This window comes from Bacillus sp. MSP13, from assembly GCF_000815295.1.
GTDB lineage: Bacteria > Bacillota > Bacilli > Bacillales > Bacillaceae > Bacillus > Bacillus vallismortis.
Map to the genome: position 1 here is coordinate 12,762 of NZ_JXAQ01000014.1, position 17,378 is coordinate 30,139.

15 protein-coding genes and 2 pseudogenes are annotated in these 17,378 nt (G+C 38.4%); 11 read left to right on the plus strand and 6 right to left on the minus strand.

Annotation, left to right across the window (positions count from 1 at the left end; genetic code table 11):
* Nucleotides 1-8 precede the first annotated feature (8 nt).
* Nucleotides 9-1,139 (plus strand): response regulator aspartate phosphatase, encoded by a 1,131-nt coding sequence (locus tag SC79_RS16860; RefSeq protein WP_039076051.1) that lies wholly within the window; start codon nucleotides 9-11, stop codon nucleotides 1,137-1,139.
* On the plus strand, nucleotides 1,129-1,254 hold the full coding sequence (locus SC79_RS21565; protein ID WP_019260194.1) for a hypothetical protein: 126 nt from the start codon (nucleotides 1,129-1,131) through the stop codon (nucleotides 1,252-1,254). Before SC79_RS16860 ends, SC79_RS21565 begins: the two co-directional genes overlap by 11 nt.
* 78 nt (nucleotides 1,255-1,332) lie before the next feature.
* Here the strand turns inward: SC79_RS21565 and SC79_RS16865 are convergent, their stop codons facing one another.
* The 3 genes and pseudogenes from SC79_RS16865 to SC79_RS20770 all read right to left on the minus strand — a co-directional run.
* Nucleotides 1,333-1,773 carry an SMI1/KNR4 family protein gene (locus tag SC79_RS16865; protein ID WP_039076052.1) on the minus strand — a complete coding sequence of 147 codons (441 nt, stop codon included), beginning with the start codon at nucleotides 1,771-1,773 and terminating at the stop codon, nucleotides 1,333-1,335.
* Between the two features lie 455 nt (nucleotides 1,774-2,228).
* Nucleotides 2,229-2,696: a DUF6985 domain-containing protein gene (locus tag SC79_RS16870; protein ID WP_039076053.1), complete on the minus strand. Its 468-nt coding sequence runs from the start codon at nucleotides 2,694-2,696 to the stop codon at nucleotides 2,229-2,231.
* Between the two features lie 12 nt (nucleotides 2,697-2,708).
* Nucleotides 2,709-3,130, minus strand: a pseudogene (locus tag SC79_RS20770) (HNH endonuclease); the annotation flags it as partial.
* Nucleotides 3,131-3,142: 12 nt separating this feature from the next.
* On the opposite strand from SC79_RS20770, the pseudogene SC79_RS21420 reads away from it, so the two are divergent.
* Nucleotides 3,143-3,339 (plus strand): annotated as a pseudogene (locus tag SC79_RS21420) (helix-turn-helix domain-containing protein); the annotation flags it as partial.
* Nucleotides 3,340-3,637: 298 nt separating this feature from the next.
* Here SC79_RS21420 and SC79_RS16880 read toward each other — a convergent pair.
* From SC79_RS16880 to SC79_RS16890, 3 genes are read right to left on the minus strand one after another with little or no spacing between them, the layout of a single operon-like run.
* Nucleotides 3,638-4,093 carry a DUF4274 domain-containing protein gene (locus SC79_RS16880; RefSeq protein ID WP_039076270.1) on the minus strand — a complete coding sequence of 152 codons (456 nt, stop codon included), beginning with the start codon at nucleotides 4,091-4,093 and terminating at the stop codon, nucleotides 3,638-3,640.
* A 36-nt stretch (nucleotides 4,094-4,129) separates the two neighbouring features.
* A complete protein-coding gene (locus tag SC79_RS16885) occupies nucleotides 4,130-4,504 on the minus strand; it encodes an immunity 22 family protein (RefSeq protein ID WP_039076054.1) in 375 nt (124 codons plus the stop codon).
* Between the two features lie 17 nt (nucleotides 4,505-4,521).
* Nucleotides 4,522-6,435, minus strand: a complete 1,914-nt coding sequence (locus tag SC79_RS16890; protein ID WP_039076055.1) for a ribonuclease YeeF family protein — start codon at nucleotides 6,433-6,435, stop codon at nucleotides 4,522-4,524.
* A 413-nt stretch (nucleotides 6,436-6,848) separates the two neighbouring features.
* Between SC79_RS16890 and SC79_RS16895 the strand changes: the two genes are divergently transcribed.
* The 8 genes from SC79_RS16895 to SC79_RS16930 all read left to right on the plus strand — a co-directional run bounded on the left by SC79_RS16895 (nucleotide 6,849) and on the right by SC79_RS16930 (nucleotide 17,357).
* On the plus strand, nucleotides 6,849-7,409 hold the full coding sequence (locus SC79_RS16895) for a restriction endonuclease subunit S (protein ID WP_039076056.1): 561 nt from the start codon (nucleotides 6,849-6,851) through the stop codon (nucleotides 7,407-7,409).
* Nucleotides 7,410-7,431: 22 nt separating this feature from the next.
* Nucleotides 7,432-9,024, plus strand: a complete 1,593-nt coding sequence (locus SC79_RS16900) for a type I restriction-modification system subunit M (RefSeq protein ID WP_039076057.1) — start codon at nucleotides 7,432-7,434, stop codon at nucleotides 9,022-9,024.
* Nucleotides 9,014-10,240, plus strand: a complete 1,227-nt coding sequence (locus SC79_RS16905) for a restriction endonuclease subunit S (RefSeq protein ID WP_052245623.1) — start codon at nucleotides 9,014-9,016, stop codon at nucleotides 10,238-10,240. Before SC79_RS16900 ends, SC79_RS16905 begins: the two co-directional genes overlap by 11 nt.
* A gap of 20 nt (nucleotides 10,241-10,260) precedes the next feature.
* On the plus strand, nucleotides 10,261-13,419 hold the full coding sequence (locus tag SC79_RS16910; protein WP_039076059.1) for a type I restriction endonuclease subunit R: 3,159 nt from the start codon (nucleotides 10,261-10,263) through the stop codon (nucleotides 13,417-13,419).
* 236 nt (nucleotides 13,420-13,655) lie between these two features.
* A complete protein-coding gene (locus SC79_RS16915) occupies nucleotides 13,656-14,618 on the plus strand; it encodes a carbohydrate kinase family protein (RefSeq protein WP_039076060.1) in 963 nt (320 codons plus the stop codon).
* A gap of 200 nt (nucleotides 14,619-14,818) precedes the next feature.
* Entirely contained in the window at nucleotides 14,819-15,502 is a 684-nt protein-coding gene (locus SC79_RS16920) for a PspA/IM30 family protein (protein ID WP_039076061.1), read from the plus strand.
* Nucleotides 15,503-15,567: 65 nt separating this feature from the next.
* Nucleotides 15,568-16,593 (plus strand): TFIIB-type zinc ribbon-containing protein, encoded by a 1,026-nt coding sequence (locus tag SC79_RS16925; protein WP_039076062.1) that lies wholly within the window; start codon nucleotides 15,568-15,570, stop codon nucleotides 16,591-16,593.
* The gene (locus tag SC79_RS16930) at nucleotides 16,593-17,357 is read left to right on the plus strand and encodes a TPM domain-containing protein (RefSeq protein ID WP_039076063.1); all 765 of its coding nucleotides are present in this window, start codon (nucleotides 16,593-16,595) and stop codon (nucleotides 17,355-17,357) included. The genes SC79_RS16925 and SC79_RS16930 overlap by 1 nt, the downstream gene beginning before the upstream one ends.
* Nucleotides 17,358-17,378 lie beyond the last annotated feature (21 nt).

The window sequence follows — 17,378 nt, forward strand, 5'->3', positions numbered from 1 at the left end:
GGGGTCCTGTGAATCCGGTTTTGAGTTCGTCAGAAGTTGGCGTAAAGATCAATGAGTGGTATAAAATGATACGTCAATTTAGTGTCCCGGATGCAGAGATTTTAAAGGCTGAGGTGGAGCAGGAGATCAATCAGATGGAGGAAGATGAGTATTTACTTATTTACTTCTCTCTAATGAAATTCCGTCATCAGCTCATGTTAGATTATTTGGAACCCGTAACAACACGAATTAGGCCAACTATTGATGAACTGCTTGAAAAAATAGAAGTATCCAATAAGGGGATAACTGGTTTGTTGTCTTACTACTCTCTGTTTTTTCGTGGAATGTATGAGTTTGATAAGAGGGAAAATGTCAAAGCAATTGGTTTTTATCGAGAAGCAGAAAAACATCTTACCCATGTAAATGATGATATTGAGAAGGCGGAATTTCATTTTAAGTTGGCCGAAGCTTACTATATTATGAAGCAAAATCATATCTCGATGCACCATGTTAAACAGGCGATGGACATTTATAATCAATATGAACTTTATAAAGTGCGAAAAATACAATGTCATTTCGTGATATCTGGAAATTACGTTGATTTTAAACATTTCGAGAAAAGCTTGCCGCACCTTGAAAAAGCCTTAGAGTTAACCAAACAATTAGATCGCAATAAAAGGCTACTTAGCTCGGCTTACTACAATCTCGGAAAGAATTACGCAGATTTAGGCATAAATGATAAAGCAGATCATTTCTTAAATGAGGCTGCCAAGGTATCAGAAAGTGCTAAGTTGAGCAATTTACCACATTCCCTGTTTACATACGCTAAATTTCTCTTTAAGCAGGGGAAAACAAGTGAAGCAATAAAAATGAGTAAAAAGGGTTTATCCGCCGCGATATCCCAAGGTGATAAACTTTTTGTGTCCCTGCAAAAGTACTTGGAAGCACTTTATATTAATGCAGTAGATCAAGTGGGAATCAAAAAAACGATTGATTACTTAGAAAGAAATAGAAATTATGCGTATGTGGAAGATATCGCAATTGATACGGCTGAAGTTTTTGCAAAATCAAAGGAATTTGAAACATCATATGTTTATCACCAAAAAATGCTTGAAACGCAAAAACAAATTCAGAGGGGAGAATGCCTGTATGAATTTTAAAAAGGGCGTAATCATTATTCTTACTGCAGTTACTTTAAGTTTAGGTCTCGTTACTACTTTTACTGTAGAGCAAGGTGCAGCATATCATCAACTTTCTGACCGTAATCAAACATAAAATAAACCCTCTCAGTCGGAGGGTTTATTTTATGTATTTGAACCCACGTTAACAATTGAATTAAACGTAATAAACCATTTATTCCTCGTATAGTTTATTAACTAACTCGGTAAATGAATCATATATATGACTTAGAGCTCTATCAGGATCTTCATATGCAATTTCATGGTCCCAGAATACAAGGGGAGGATTATTAAGTCCCTCTCTAAAATCGTAGCAGATTTCATTGCCAAACACATCATCCGCAATCGGTATTACTTTGGTGGGCATTCTTCCATCTCGATAACGATTAGAAACGTTAACTATGTATGACTCGCTTTCTTTATGGAAGCTATGTAAGTATCCGAATGCAATTCCTTCCCTGTCTTCAAGATCGAAAGTTTCAGGTGAGGGGGTAGCGCCAAAAAAGTTTTTGACATATTCTAAATAATCTTTTGGGAACTGTACTTGTAACGTGTTCTCTACTTCAGTAATTTCTTCATTATTAACAGGATGTTCTCCGAAATCCCATTCAATCATTTCTATTAAACTCCTTTTATCTGCATTTGGAACCTCCGCCCCATTATACTTTTCAACCATTCTATAGGTGGTAATCCAATTGTCGGGAAATATATTTCTGCATTACATATTTATAATGTCTTCCTTTTCTTCTTTAGTTAGATACTATTTAGAAATTCTTCGTAATACTTTACTGTAAATAGCAAACCTTCTTTTGTGGGTTTTGCAGACCATAAGTCTTCCTTCCTTATAAAACGTCATCACGTTCAGATCTTGTACTTTTCTCGATAAATAAAGTATTATAACGTACTCTATGATGGCACTGCCCTCATGAGGTCTCTTTTTTCACGCAACTCTTATTTCCTTCAACCAGCTATCTTACGAAAGTAAACAAAAAAAGCACCTGTTGATTTAACAATCAAGTGCCTTTTACTTCTGAAATCAACCTTTTACTTTTATATGTTAACTAGCAATAATTAAATCGCAACATCTTGATAACCTACTTCTTCTACTTTTTCATTTATGAGACGAACTCCTAAACCATTTTCTTCGTCCCAAGTACAATCAAACGATAAACCAATATCACGTCCTTCACGAAGAAAATCATAAGGAACAGAAATACCGACTAATGTAATATGTTCAATTAATTGATCTATTGTCTCAATTAATGGGTAGTCTTCGTTCACTGAAACATCATAACCGAGTTCTTGTCTTTTTTGTTGATAATAATCAAGAATCGGTCGTAATATATTATGTTGGACTTGTTCCCAATTATTCATTAGAGAATTATATGCTTCATATTGACCTTCATCAAATTCTCCATCTTCTTCCCCGCCTATTAATAACGCTATCTCTGTGTCTTTCTCTAAAAAATTTATAGTTCTATATCCTACCCATTGATACTGATAATCAAGTTCTCCAAATACTTTATCATTTAATGTCATTTTCAAATCTCCTTATTCATTATTGGCAAATCCTCCAGGTTTAAAAGCTCCTGCGTTTATCTCACCAACTCCACCAACATGACCAAACTTAGCATTTATTTCCGTTGGCACAAGTTGCATAGTAACTCCATCATTTAGTTCATGCCAGTTAAGTTATTTTTCACTCGGAATTTTTCTATGTCTTTCGCTCTGATTGCACCAGATTCCATTCCGAATTTGTGAGCCAATTCTGGCGAATTATTAAGTTGTTCTGCTAATTTTTCATTTGCTTGGCTAAAATTATAACCTCTAGCAGCATTTCCTTTAGGCCCTTTCCCACCTAACATATAATCAACCTCAACTTGGCCTTTTGCTACAGGTGAGAAATCAGGCACTCCATTTCTATACTCAATCCCAGTAATTCCAGCTTCATTTAAAATTTGCTGTAACTGAGGAAGGGAATTACCATGCCAATATTAATCAAACTTAAAGTAATCTCGAAAGCACATGACCTTTCGCAGCGTGAATTGGCACGAATGACAGGGCTGCGACCAAATACAATCAGCCATCTTTGTTCTCAGACAACGTAGACAGGGTTTATTTATCGACATTAGAAACGGTATGCAAAGTGTTAGACATCGACATTCAGGAGTTAATCGAGGTGCATGTCAAAGTTGCGAAAAAATTTAAAGTCTGGGGAAAAACGAAGGTAAAAGATTTAACGATGAAAATGGTGGTAACTGATGATTTTGTGATTACTTTTAAGAGGTAGAATACATTAAATAGGTCATACGTTTTAAAGGGGTTGTACGTACTTTATAATTTGTTAAAACATTATATAGGGCATACAAGGCTTATCTCCACTCTGAAAATAATAAGTGGTTTATTCGGCACTAGGTAGCCCCCCCAAAAAAAGAAACCTTGGAAGACATTTTGCCAATCAAGGTTTCAAATAAATTACATTATATCTTAGGTATATCAATCTCTTTGCCTGGAGACTTGCTAATTAGAACGTCAGGAAGGTGTGGGTTATTCTTTTTTAACTTATACTTTTGAATTTTTGTTAATTCTGGGTCAAAGGAAATGTCTTGTGATTTAAAGTCTAAGCTTAGTAGTTTATTATAATTCTTCCTCAAAAAAACTTTCCATTCCTCTAACGAAGAACTTGAAATTTCTTCTGAACTCTCTAACAAACGATAGCCATCTGCATAATGAAATATTAGTAAACCAGTCCCAAAATCACAAGCTTCATTATCTAAGATAACTGTTGGTACTTCAAACCCACTATTCCAATTATAATTGGCAGCAAAGTAATGGAGTATCAGTGGATTATTTACTTTTTTTAACTGGCTGATTAAAATATTTTTATCTGTATTATAAAGCAACCCCACCAGATAAGTAATTTCTGAGTTAACCATCAAATAAATCAATTCTCCATACCTTTAAGATTTATCTTACTCATAATTTGTAACAGCAATAAAATCAAAAGCACCTGTTGAACTAATTTCATTTGTATATTGAAAATTATATATTAAAATTACTGCATTATATGATTTCTTTAGGTTTATACTTTTCTGGATTTTTGGGATGACAATTTCTTCATACGAACACCCATCTAATAATGCTGAAATATCATTACTACTATTCTTATAGACCGCTTTTTCTATAGTATCCTCATCTGTTTCATCCATATCAATATTAAAATCGATAAAGAATTGGGATGGGACAGACTCGCCATCCTCATCATACGATAAATCAACATACTCTCCTATTGAGTCCTCATCGTTAATATTCCCTAACCAAATTGAAACCCATCCTTGTTTTTCCATTATAGTAGCCTCCTACTTTAATCTTTTAATCTTAGACCTTGTGGTAAAGACGAAACTCCACCCTCTAATCTATAATTAGCCCAATTATTAAGTCGTCTAACAAATGTATTATAGTCGCTAGAAGTATCTATTATTGCTAACAATTCATTATGTGCTTTAGTTGAGCCTAACCCTCCATGAACACCGTTTGGATTGACAAATTTGACATCAGATATAGCTGTTCTTAAATCTTTAATCTCTTCAGCACCAATATCCCAATACTTAAATTGAGGAGCCCTTGAAACTAAGTGCCACTCATGTAAACCTCCAGGTTCTCTAAGTTGACGTTCAATTTTCTTTCTAATCTTTTTATCTTTCCAAAGTTCGTCTAGTTCACTACTTGTAAGGGAATTGAAGAATTTATTAAAATTCCCACTCTTTGCAGTTGGTATATCTTCAACAGTTAATTTTGTTATATCTTTAGCATTATCTATACCCTTATTGTTAGAACGTTCAGATCTTCTGAGAACACTCTCTTTTTTATCTTCAATCATACTTTTTAATAGAGGAGTATTTTTTGCGTTATACGTATGATCGATGTCTTGAGCAATCCCCACAAGTGCAAGATCATTCTTATTTTTAACAAAAGAATTGAGATAAGCTTTGCCTTTGTTTATCCCTTTATTGACATGAGCAGCGGCTGTTCCACCTTCAACCACTTTACCTACTTTAGAAAGTTTGGTCGTGGTTTGCACTGCGGAACCCGCACCTTTTGTACCAACGATATTTCCTGCCACATAACTGATATAATGCCCTTTTTCGTATGCACTGCCATTTATCATTTTATCATTCCATGAGTCGGCAAGGTTTGTCCAGATGATTTTTGAATAAGAAGGTACGCTCAATACGGTTGTAATTGTTTTTGCGAGTTTTAGTTCGGTAGGGAGCTGTGAATATTCCCATGCGCCCACAACCAAGTCTTTGACGCCATATATCGTATCGTCAATCGCATCGTTAATTCCATCATTAACCCCATCGACGAAATCAATTACTGTCTTACCGGCATTGATTACACTTTCACCGACGTCCTTCAGCTGTTTTGCTTGTTCCAGCTGCACTGCGTACTGGAGCTGTTCTGGTGTGAGGTTCTCATAGCCGACCTTCTTGGCGATGTCTAAGTATTCATCTGGATCCGTCACACCATCAGCTAGCTTCTTTTTCAGCTCTTTGATTTCTCGTTCTTTCGCTTCATCTTTCTTGATCTTCAAATAGGCTTCAGCCTGTTTCGAGATATCGCCTTTTTTCTTATGTATATCACTTTCTCTATACGCTTTGGCATTGTAGTGGATAGGTGTAGCACTCTTGCCTTTGCCTGTGGATTCCTCAAGCTTCTGGAAGTCCTTCTTGATGAATTGCTCGTTAGACTCTGACTGGGCATATTCAGAAACAAGTGCTTCGTCCACGCTGTCTAATTTATTGACTGTTTTTTTGCGTTGGTTCTCAGCATCGGCGAGTTCGTCTTTGAAGTTTTCTGTTGAGAACAAATCAAGCGGAAGGACATCGTCGATATCATGTAAGATATCTTTCATGGCTTTCTTTTGTTCAGACATAATAGATTTTGACTTTGTGTAGGCGTTAGCCAGCTCGTGTTCTAAGAAGGATTCTTCTATATATGCATCAGATAAGCTGGCGTCCTCTAGAGTGCCTGAAATGCTTGTCAAGAAAGCAATTTTCATATCAAGTAAGTCAATCCAATTGTCAGCTACACCAGCGTGGTCTTGATAAAATGCTTTAATGTTGTCGGCGCCTTTGCCGGAAAACTCGCCGTCATCTAAATCAGCTACAGTTTTGAAGGCTTTCTGTAGATTGACCATCTGGCTTCTTAATTCTTTGTATTCTTTTGCGCGTTTATCTGCTTCAGAAAGCAGCGATTTGGCTTCAAATACTTTCATGTTCATATCCTTTCATGTAAAAAGCTTCAACAAGATTTTACCATGGAAAAAAGAAGGGATAGTCTACAATGTGATTTAAAAGTGAGAAATGATCGATTTGATCTGTGCTAATTTACCTATCTGAATCTCTCTTTTGAGAAACATCGACGCCGTTTTAAACAGTTGCAGGTGATGAATGGGTGTAGAAAATATTTATAGGTATAAGACAGCATGTAATTGGAAGCGTTATTCATGAAGAAAACTATATTCTATTAGGATCCTCAGGCTGTCTATAAAACCTTGATAGTTAGTTTTTTTTGAGTAATTCTTAAAAAGTACACAAAAGGAAGTTGACGGAGTATGATTGAAATGATAGGATTCAATGGAATCGAAATGAAGTAATTTTTTAAAAATACATCCAAAGAGGGCGGGATATGCGACTTGAAGAGATGGTAACGGTTAAAATAGGAAGAAATCTTTCTAGAGGACATGAAAAAAATGATCCGACATTAGTGGCTTATACATATGAGGATTTAATAAATGATTTAGATGGCTCGTTTCTAGACAGTCTTGGTGTTGGACATGCAAAGCATCAAGAAAGCTATTTGAGCAGTGCTGGAGATGTTGTGTTCAGCTTTGTCAGTTCCAAGGCTGGAATCGTAAGTGACAGACATCAAGGAAAGGTCATCAACCAAAACTTTGCAAAACTTTTGATTGAACATCACGAGTTGGATCGTCGATATTTATGTTATGCGTTAAATGAGTCACACACAATGAAAAAGCAAATGGCGATTTCCATGCAAGGAAGTACTGTGCCAAAATTGACTCCTGCAATTTTAAAAGAATTGGAGATCGACTTACCAAGTATTGAGAAACAACGGACGATTGGACAAGCTTATTTCTGCTTGCGAAAGCGTCAAGCTTTGGTGAAGAAACAAGCAGAACTTGAAGAGCAACTGTATTTAGAAGCGTTAAAGAGATTAGACCAACAATAAAAAAAGTGAGGAACATATAACGATGGCTGAATTACACTCAAAATTATTTAGTGCCGCAGACAGCTTGCGCAGCAAAATGGATGCATCAGAATACAAAAACTACTTATTAGGATTGATTTTTTATAAATACTTATCTGATAAGTTATTAGAAAAAGTTGTTGAAATGGCTGATGAATCGTTAGAAGAATACAACACACAAGAAAAACAAACACAATTGTACCGCGACTTGTTGGCGGATGAAGAGATCAAAAATGATTTGATTGAGACGTTAGTCGATACATTGGGCTATGATATTGAACCAAATCATTTATTCAATGTATTAGCGAAACAAGCGGAACAAAATACGTTCCAGTTGACTCACTTGAATAAAGCTTTTATTGATTTGTCTACGAAATATGACCAATTTAACGGGTTGTTTGATGATGTGGATTTGTCATCAAAAAAACTGGGATCGGATGCCCCACAGCGAAACATTACGATCACAGAAGTACTGAAAAAACTAAATGGTGTCGATGTGGTAGGGCATAGCGGAGATGTGATTGGAGATGCTTATGAGTACTTAATCGGCCAATTTGCTTCAGAAGCTGGCAAGAAAGCGGGAGAATTTTACACACCTCATCAAGTATCTGATATGATGGCGCGCATTGCCGTAATCGGTCAAGAAGACAAAAAATTGTTTAGCGTATTTGACCCAACGATGGGTTCTGGTTCTTTAATGTTAAATATTAGAAACTATATTCATCATCCAGACAGTATAAAATACCACGGGCAAGAGCTAAACACAACGACGTTTAACCTAGCGAAAATGAACTTAATTTTGCATGGTGTAAATAAAGAAGATATGCGGTTACGCAATGGAGATACATTAAACAAAGATTGGCCAACAGATGAGCCATATACGTTTGATTCTGTTTTGATGAATCCACCCTACTCTGCAAAATGGTCTGCAGATGCTACATTCCTAGATGATTCACGTTTCAATCGTTACGGAAAGTTAGCGCCAAAATCAAAAGCCGACTTTGCTTTTCTTTTACATGGGTTCTACCATTTGAAAGATTCGGGAACGATGGCGATCGTCTTACCCCATGGGGTTCTGTTCCGTGGCGCGGCAGAAGGTGTGATCCGCAAGAAATTATTAGAAGACGGCAGTATTGATGCCGTGATCGGTCTGCCGGCAAACTTATTCTTTGGCACATCGATTCCAACAACAGTCATCATCCTGAAGAAAAATCGTAGTACCCGTGATGTGTTGTTTATTGATGCAAGTAAAGAGTTCGTAAAAGGAAAGAACCAAAATAAACTTTCCAAAGAACATATTGATAGAATTGTCGAAACGTATCAAAAACGAGAAGATGTCGAGAAATATGCCCATGTTGCATCATTCGAGGAAATCAAAGAGAATGATTTTAATTTGAACATCCCTCGATACGTCGATACGTTTGAAGAAGAAGAACCTGTGGATATGGCTGCGATTGGTGCATCCATTAAAGACATTCGAAAAGAAAAAGCGGAACTAGAATCTAGCTTGTATGAGATGATTTCTTCGTTGCAATATGATGAAGAAAATGCAGAATGGATCAATGGTGCGTTAGAGGTGTTTCATCGTGGAAAATAAGCGTGTGCCAGAAGTGAGATTTGAGGGATTTAATGGAGAATGGGAAGAGCGTAATTTGGGGGATAATGTAGAATTCTATTCGGGTCTCACGTATTCTCCAGATAATATTGTTGAAAAAGGGACATTAGTATTGAGATCTTCTAATGTAAAGAATGGAGAAATAGTAAATGCTGATAATGTATATGTGGATCCAAAAGTAGTGAATTCTCGAAATGTTGAGGCGGGGGATATTATTGTTGTAGTTCGAAATGGATCTCGAAACTTAATTGGTAAACATGCTTCTGTTAAGAAAAAGATGGATAATACAGTTATTGGTGCTTTTATGACGGGTATTCGATCCAAGGAGTCTTCATTTACTAATGCATTATTAGATACAAATCAATTTGCTATTGAAATTAATAAGAATCTTGGGGCTACCATTAACCAAATTACAACTGGAGAATTCAAAAAGATGAAATTTTCTTTTCCGTCAAATGACGAACAAAAGAAAGTCGGCAACTTTTTCAAACAACTAGACGACACGATCGCTCTTCATCAGCAAGAACTAACCACCCTCAAACAAACAAAACAGGGATTCTTGCAAAAAATATTTCCAAAAGAAGGGGAGTCTGTGCCGGAGGTTCGTTTCCCGGGGTTTACTGGAGAATGGGAAGAGCGAAAGTTGGGTGAAGTTTCCCCGTTAAGAGGAGGGGCTGCTTTTCAAAGTACTAAATTTAAGGAAGCTGGAGTCCCAATAGTTAGGATTTCCAATATACTATCCAATGGAAAGGTTGGAGGAGATTTTACTTTCCATGATGAGCAACAAGAAGATGAAAAGTTTCTTTTGACTAATGGCGCTGCGTTGTTGGCTATGTCAGGGGCAACTACGGGAAAAGTAGCGATATTAAACAATCCTAATAATGAAAAGGTATATCAAAACCAACGAGTTGGCTACTTTTCTAATATTGGCGAGGTAAATTATGATTTTATTTCCACGATTGTCAGATCTCCATTGTTTATTAGCCAATTAAAGTCTGTTTTAGTTGCAGGAGCCCAACCAAATATATCATCCAAAGAGATAGATTCATTTGAATTTTATTTTCCGAAAAGCAAAGAGGAGCAAACCAAAATCGGCAACTTCTTCAAACAACTAGACGACACGATCGCCCTTCACCAACGCGAAGTAGATGCCTTAAAAGAAACGAAAAAAGCTTTCCTACAAAAGATGTTTGTCTAGTGAAAAAGAGGGGGAGAATCATGGCAACGATCCAACATAAAGATGAAGCAGAGGTAGAGCGCCGCCTGATTGAAGTGTTAGGGGAAGGGCATAATCAGTGGAATTATCGTCCGGATTTAAAGTCGGAAGAAGACTTATGGAAGAACTTGCGGCACAAGATTACACAAAATAATTTATCAGAAATTGGGGAATATCCAATGACTGATAAAGAATTCGATTCGATAAAGACAGAGTTGTTATCGAAAACGCAGACACCCTTTGATGCTGCTAAATGGCTCAAAGGGGAAAATGGAATTGCTCGGATTACGATTGAACGTGAAGATGTTTCATTGGGTTCCATGTCGTTGGTGCTGTATTCCAATCAAGATATTGGCGGCGGTATTTCTACATACGAAGTCGTTCATCAGATTGCGAAACAAAAGACAAATGTTGATGGACGTGATCGCCGATTTGATGTGACACTTCTTATCAATGGATTACCTATTGTTCAAATTGAATTAAAGAAGGCCAGTGCCAAAGACGGCGTATTTCAAGCCTATCATCAAATTAAGAAATACGCAGAAGAAGGAATGTTTCGAAATAATATCTTTTCTACCTTGCAGTTATTTGTCATTTCCAATGAACAAACGACTCGCTATTTTGCCAATGCGCTGCCAAAAGATATGCACAAGAAATTGATCTTTAGCTGGCGAACAAAGGATAATCAAAAAGTAGAAAATCTTTATGAATTTGTGAAACGAGTTTTAAATATTCCAGATGCCCATCGATTGATTGCCGATTATACAATTATAAGTGAGGATCAAGACAACAAAGCTATAATAGTATTAAAACCGTATCAAATTCATGCGATCCAAGCTTTGTTTACATCTGCCATGAAACATCAATCCGGCTATGTTTGGCATGCGACCGGTTCAGGAAAAACATTGACAAGTTTTGTGTCCACGAAGTTATTAGCCCGCAAAACAGGTGTGGACCGCACGATTATGCTCATTGACCGAAAAGACTTAGATAACCAAACGACGACTGAATTTACTAAATTTGCGTCTGAGTTTAACACGGGGATTTCTTCTGGTCATGCTAAATCGAATAGTTTGATTGTCGGAACTGGGAGCGCAAAGGAGCTAAGTCAAACTCTATTGTCTGATACCAATTCGAATACAGTGATCATTACCACGCGCCAAAAACTGGAGGCTTCCTTGCGCTATGCCCAAAGGCAAGAGGAGCAAAAAGGCACTCAGCGCTTTAAGAAACTGCTGGGGCAGCATATTGTCTTTGTCGTGGATGAATGCCATCGTGCGTTAAGTGCAGAAGGCATGGAAGCCATTAAGGGGTTCTTTCCAAATTCGACTTGGTTTGGATTTACAGGGACGCCGATATTTAATGAAAATAAAAAACAAGCGAAGGGCCGATTAGCTCGCACTACTCGTGACCAATATGGAGACGTTTTGCACACGTATACGATTAAGAATGCGTTAGACGATGGTGCTGTTTTAGGGTTTCAAGTAGAGCATGAAGATACAATTGACCTCACTTCATTAAATAATCATATTTTCGAACAGCTGCGTCATCAAGAAAAATACGCCAATTGTAGTGATGATGAAATCAACGATATGATTGATCAAATGGATGGAATCGAAAAAGAAGCATATCTTGAACCATCTTCGTTCGAGAATGATGAACATATTCAAAAAGTCATTCATAAGATTTTCAGGCCGGATAATGCCTATATTAAATTTGATTTTCAAAACGGCCGCCCGCAAAAATCAGCTATTTTAACAACGAGTTCCATTGATATGGCGAAACGTTACTATCAGGCCATTAAAGAAATGACGAAGGATACGAATTGGCTGACAAATGAGTTTGCGGGACATCCAATCCGAACAGGTCGTACAATTGAAGATCTTGACTTTCCCCGTATTGCAATTACGTATTCAATGCAAGAAAACGAGGAAAATTCCAAGCAAACTCACGATGAAATGATGGAGATTATTAAGGATTATAATGATTACTATCACACTGCGTGGTCGATAGAAGATATTGAACGATATAATGGTGATATTAACAATCGCTTGGCTCGTAAAAAAGGGGAATTCAAAGAATTTGGGAAACAAATTGACCTAGTCATTGTAGTCGATCGGTTATTGACTGGTTTTGATGCCCCAACGATTCAAACGTTATTTGTGGATCGGAATTTAAGTTATGCCAATTTGATTCAAGCTTTTTCTAGGACCAATCGTACATATCCAGGAAAGACAAAAGGATTAATTGTGACATTCCGTAAACCTTTTACAATGGAAGAAAACGTAAAGAATGCGACAAAGTTATATTCTCATGCACAAGAAGAATCTAGTCTTGTTTATCCAACGTATGATGAATCGAAGAAACGTTTTAAGAAGGCTCACAAAGCGTTAACGACACTCATTCCAAGTCCAACCGATATTGATGAGCACACCTCTCTTGACACCCGAATTGAGTTCGTAAAAGCATTTCAAGAGCTAAATAATTCATACGAAGCATTAGTGACGTATGATGACTATAATGATGATATGGAGAAATCAGCAGCACTTCAAGAACAGGTGGAAACACTAGAAGAGTATATTGGTGTCTATCACACGATTAAAGGTTCACTGATAGATGATGAGGATCAAGACGGACCAGAGCCGGATTTCTCGGATATTGAGTTTTATGGAGAAAACGCAGTGAAGATCTATGATATTGATTCAACGTATATTGATCGACTATTAGAAACATACTCGGCCAATAACCAAAATATCCGAGATGAGATCGAAAGTGCCCTTCAAAAACTAGAGAAATCAGACATTGTGAAAGATGTATACCGTGAAATGTTAAATGCCATTGATACGAAAAACGTAGATGAAGAGGAAGATATTCTTGCAGTGAAAAGACGCTTCTTCACAAAAGAACGCAGCCAAGCGGTTAAGGAATTTGCGAATTCTTGGTTTGTGGCAGAGGATGAGCTGCATTTATCTGCCGTTCAATATGTGATAGGGACAGATCCGATTCCGAATATCGGGGGAATCATCAATAGTAAGCAATTTGATCAGTACAAAGCGGTACATCCAGATGCAAAACCATTGAAATACGGGCCAGAGTTGAAACGTCAGTGGAGAAAGACGTTAGATGAAGTGATTGTACCTTTGGATGGCGAGCTGAGATAAAGTCGTTTTGCACTAAAGGATCTATACAATGATAGGCCAACTGCGACTTGAGTTGGCCTAGTCTGTTTATTATAAAGAAACAGCCTGAGATTACTGGTACTCGTCATTTTCTCTGCACAAAGATCTTCAAGCTAAATATATATAAAATTTTTAATATTCAATGTAAACGCTTGTATTTATGGCAGAAAGTAATATACTGAGACTATAATCTATCATATATAAATGAGTGTGATCATATGCGTAGTCAATCTGTTGTTTGTATTGGAGAATTGTTAATTGATTTTTTTTGTACCGATGTTGACGTTGATTTAATGGAAGGGCGCCATTTCTTAAAAAGTGCCGGCGGTGCTCCGGCGAATGTGTCAGCGGCCATTGCTAAGCTGGGCGGAGACGCCGCTTTCAGCGGAAAAGTAGGCAAGGATCCGTTTGGGTATTTTTTGAAGCAAACATTAGACGCCGCACAGGTGGACACTTCCATGCTGATCATGGATGAGAAAGCGCCTACAACGCTTGCGTTTGTTTCGTTAAAGCAAAATGGGGAGCGCGATTTTGTTTTTAATAGAGGCGCGGATGCTTTGTTTACGCTGGAGGATATTGACCAGGATAAAGTAAACGAAGCGAAAATCCTTCATTTCGGCTCAGCGACGGCATTGTTATCAGATCCGTTTTGCTCAGCCTATTTACAGCTGATGTCGATTGCGAAAGACAACGGACAGTTTATTTCATTCGACCCTAACTATCGTGAGGATTTGTGGAAGGGGAGAATGTCGGAGTTTGTCAGTGTCGCAAAAAGGGCGATTGCTGTAAGTGATGTTGTGAAAGTCAGTGACGAGGAGCTGGAGATCATCAGCGGCGCGAAGGATCATGAAGAGGGCGTGGCGATTCTTCATGAGATCGGAGCGAAAATGGTCGCTGTAACACTTGGGAAAAGCGGGACGCTTCTTTCGAATGGGAAGGAGAAAGAAATCATTCCGAGCATTCCGGTTACATCAATTGACTCAACAGGAGCGGGGGATGCTTTTGTCGGCGCGGCTTTATATCAATTGGCAAACACGGATCAGATTCAATCCGTAGATGCTGATTTTGCGAAGCTGCGGGACATTGTGTCCTTTGCCAATAAGGTGGGCGCTCTTGTGTGCACGAAAATTGGAGCGATTGAGGCGCTGCCCAGCATGAAAGAGCTTGAAGGTTCTCTATAACATATCGAGGATGTTTCTTGAAAGTCTTTGGACTTTTGGGAGGCATCCTTTTTTATATTTAGTACTAAATTCAGGTAAGAAAGTTATGTATTTTTATTTGGAATGTCATTTTTTATTAAAAAAATGAAACTTTTAACGGTAATAAATAGTATATTTATAAGGGTTTCATTTATTAGATAGATTTAGGAGGAAACGACATTATGAGTATCATTGGAAGATTCAAAGATATTATGTCGGCCAATATCAATTCTTTGTTGGACAAGGCTGAAAATCCAGAGAAAATGGTAGATCAATATTTGAGAAACATGAATAGCGATTTGGCTAAGGTAAAGGCAGAAACAGCGGCTGTTATGGCTGAGGAGCAAAGGACAAAAAGAGAATGTCATGAGTGCCAGGCAGACATGGAAAAGATGGAAAGCTATGCGATGAAGGCACTGCAAGCGGGGAATGAGGGCGATGCGAGAACATTCCTTGAAAGAAAAACATCTTTGGAATCAAAGCTTTCTGAGCTGCAGACGGCGAATCAAATGGCTGCAGCCAATGCCGCACAAATGAGAAAGATGCATGACAAACTGGTTTCTGACATTGGAGAGCTGGAAGCACGCAAAAAGATGATCAAGGCGAAGTGGGCAGTAGCGAAAACGCAAGAAAGAATGAACAAGCTGGGCACTTCTGTTTCGATCACCAGCCAATCAATGTCTGCGTTCGGCAGAATGGAGGATAAAGTAAATCAGGCGCTTGATCAGGCGAATGCGATGGCTGAATTGAACAGCGCTCCGCAGGATGATATTGCTGATCTGACTGCTAAGTATGAAACTGCCGGTTCAAGTCAGGTAGATGATGAACTTGCGGCGTTAAAAGCGAAAATGATGCTTGATAAATAATACATAGGAGGCCGCAGCTTTCGGCTGCGGCACCATTTCAACATAAGATGTGAGAGGGAACTGTAATGATAATATCTTATAAGTGTCCGAACTGCGGCAGTGATATGGCATTTGACAGTGAATCCGGTTCGTTATCCTGCGGCAGCTGCGGAAGACAGGACAATATTGAAAGCCTTCCGAAAGAAAACATTGCGGCGCGGTTTTCTGATGATGAAGCAAAGGAATATCAATGTGAAAACTGCGGCGCTGTTTTGATCACGGAAGCTGAAACGACAGCGACGACGTGCAGCTTTTGCGGAGGTGCGGCTATACTTGCTGATCGTTTATCTGGCCATTTGGCGCCGGCGAAGGTCATTCCATTTACAATCAGCAAACAAGAAGCGGAGCAGGCATTTCGAAAGTGGTGCAAAAAAGGCCTTTTGACACCAAAAGGTTTCATGTCAGCCGATCGCATTAAAAGCATCACCGGCATGTATATCCCGTTTTGGATGTTCGATTTAAATAGTGAAGTACAGGTGAAAGCGAACTGTACCAGAGTCCATCGGTATGATGAAGGAGATTATATTCGCACAGAAACGGAGCACTTTGAAGCGTTTCGTGATATTAATCTCGATTATTTGAAAATCCCTGTCGATGCCTCTGAAAAAATGAATGATGAATTAATGGACAAGTTGGAGCCTTATTCATACGATCAGCTGAAGGACTTTCAAACGGCATATTTGGCCGGTTATATTGCTGAAAAATACAATTATACCGATGAAGAGCTTTTTCCTAGGGCAAAAGAGAAAATCAGCAGTTTTATTGATTCATACATCCATTCTACTTTTTCCGGATATACGTCAGTCAATGTGAGGGACAAACATATTCATACGAAGAATGTGAACAGCTTTTATGTTTTGCTTCCCGTTTGGATGGTCAGCTACGATTATGAAAGAACAGAGCATATCTTTGCGATGAACGGGCAAACGGGAAAGGTTGTCGGAAAGCCGCCGATCAGTTCAGGAAAAGTGGCGGCATGGTTTAGCGGAATTGCAGGCGGGACATTTCTTGCATTGAAGCTCGTCTCATGGATGATGGGAGGCGGATTTTGATGCGGGGATTTATAGGGAAAGCGATTCTTGTTGTGCTGGCTGTCTTCGTGGTAATGCCTTTACTCGGGTTCGAAGCGGTGAGAGCTTCTGAATCACAGCAGCATGTATATGACCATGCCCATCTGTTAACAAAAGCAGAAATCGGAAAACTTGAATCTCTCTCAGCGGAGCTGGGTGCAAAGAGGGACACTGATTTCATCATTATTACGACAAAAAGCACAAACGGTGAAGATATTGCCGATTATGCCGGCGATTTTTATGATCGTTACGGAAAAGGGAGTACAGCTATTTTAACGGTTGATATGGCGGATCGAGAAGTATACATCTCGGGCTACCAAAAAGCTGAAAAGTATCTGGACAACAGCAGACTAAACAGCATCAGAAATACGATTTCATCTGATTTATCAAATGAAGATTATTTCAATGCTTTTCAAACATATATTCAGCTTTCCTATAAAGATATGGGCATAAAACCGGGAGTCAATCCTGACAGCGTGTTCTTTGCTTGGTGGTTTCAGCTGATTGCTGCCATCGCAGTCGGAGGCATCGTGGTTTCCATCATGCTTTATCATGCGGGTGGCAAAGTAACGGTTAATGGGAATACATATATGGATCATCGTACGTCCGATGTGATTGATCAATATGACACTTATATCAGAACGACTGTAACTAGAGAAAGAAAACCATCAGACAAAGACAGCGGCGGCGGTGGCGGTGTTACGAAAGGCGGAACGTCATACAGCGGAAGCCGAGGCAGTTTCTAAAAGGTAAGAATTAGAGAAAGG

Coding starts and splice junctions, on each gene's coding strand:
- SC79_RS16870 (WP_039076053.1), bottom strand. CDS start 2,696: ATGACATTAAATGATAAAGTATTTGGAGAACTTGATTATCAGTATCAA.
- SC79_RS16915 (WP_039076060.1), top strand. CDS start 13,656: ATGCGTAGTCAATCTGTTGTTTGTATTGGAGAATTGTTAATTGATTTT.
- SC79_RS16865 (WP_039076052.1), bottom strand. CDS start 1,773: ATGATTGAATGGGATTTCGGAGAACATCCTGTTAATAATGAAGAAATT.
- SC79_RS16895 (WP_039076056.1), top strand. CDS start 6,849: ATGCGACTTGAAGAGATGGTAACGGTTAAAATAGGAAGAAATCTTTCT.
- SC79_RS16880 (WP_039076270.1), bottom strand. CDS start 4,093: ATGGTTAACTCAGAAATTACTTATCTGGTGGGGTTGCTTTATAATACA.
- SC79_RS16885 (WP_039076054.1), bottom strand. CDS start 4,504: ATGGAAAAACAAGGATGGGTTTCAATTTGGTTAGGGAATATTAACGAT.
- SC79_RS16925 (WP_039076062.1), top strand. CDS start 15,568: ATGATAATATCTTATAAGTGTCCGAACTGCGGCAGTGATATGGCATTT.
- SC79_RS16890 (WP_039076055.1), bottom strand. CDS start 6,435: ATGAAAGTATTTGAAGCCAAATCGCTGCTTTCTGAAGCAGATAAACGC.
- SC79_RS16920 (WP_039076061.1), top strand. CDS start 14,819: ATGAGTATCATTGGAAGATTCAAAGATATTATGTCGGCCAATATCAAT.
- SC79_RS16930 (WP_039076063.1), top strand. CDS start 16,593: ATGCGGGGATTTATAGGGAAAGCGATTCTTGTTGTGCTGGCTGTCTTC.
- SC79_RS21565 (WP_019260194.1), top strand. CDS start 1,129: ATGAATTTTAAAAAGGGCGTAATCATTATTCTTACTGCAGTTACTTTA.
- SC79_RS16900 (WP_039076057.1), top strand. CDS start 7,432: ATGGCTGAATTACACTCAAAATTATTTAGTGCCGCAGACAGCTTGCGC.
- SC79_RS16910 (WP_039076059.1), top strand. CDS start 10,261: ATGGCAACGATCCAACATAAAGATGAAGCAGAGGTAGAGCGCCGCCTG.